Origin of the sequence: Pedobacter sp. ASV12 (assembly GCF_016429155.1) — a bacterium.
Lineage (GTDB): Bacteria > Bacteroidota > Bacteroidia > Sphingobacteriales > Sphingobacteriaceae > Pedobacter.
The window spans coordinates 1-381 of record NZ_JAELUC010000373.1 but is presented as its reverse complement, the minus strand read 5'-3'; the positions used below and the strand labels follow the sequence as shown (position 1 = coordinate 381).

Annotated in this window: 1 pseudogene; it reads right to left on the bottom strand. The window is 44.6% G+C overall.

Going from position 1 to position 381, the window contains the following annotated elements:
• Window positions 1–381: pseudogene (locus JHD69_RS21640) on the bottom strand (hypothetical protein); the annotation flags it as partial.

Here is a 381-nt window from a genome sequence, read left to right as displayed (position 1 = left end):
CATAAAACTTTTTGTATTTCCTCGTTATCCTCATGGCCAGCAAAATACCATTCAACCATTTAATGTTGAAGTAAAAAACCAAGAAGAACAGGGCAAACACAAAAGCCAGACCACAAACGGCAAGGAACAGTATGGGTTCGAGCGGGATGAACCTATAGATAAACACACAGACCCCGATTGCTCCGAATACATTGGTCAACACCAACTGTCCCATGTTGCCCACAGTCATGGCCACCACCCCCGCAATCCTACGTTTGGGCGACAAAAAGAAAACCCTTCCTCCGTACTCTCCTATCCTATTAGGGGTAAAAACAGCCCATGTTAATCCACAAAAAACAGATTCGATGGCACTCCATAGGCTTATTTGCTCTACCTTGGCAA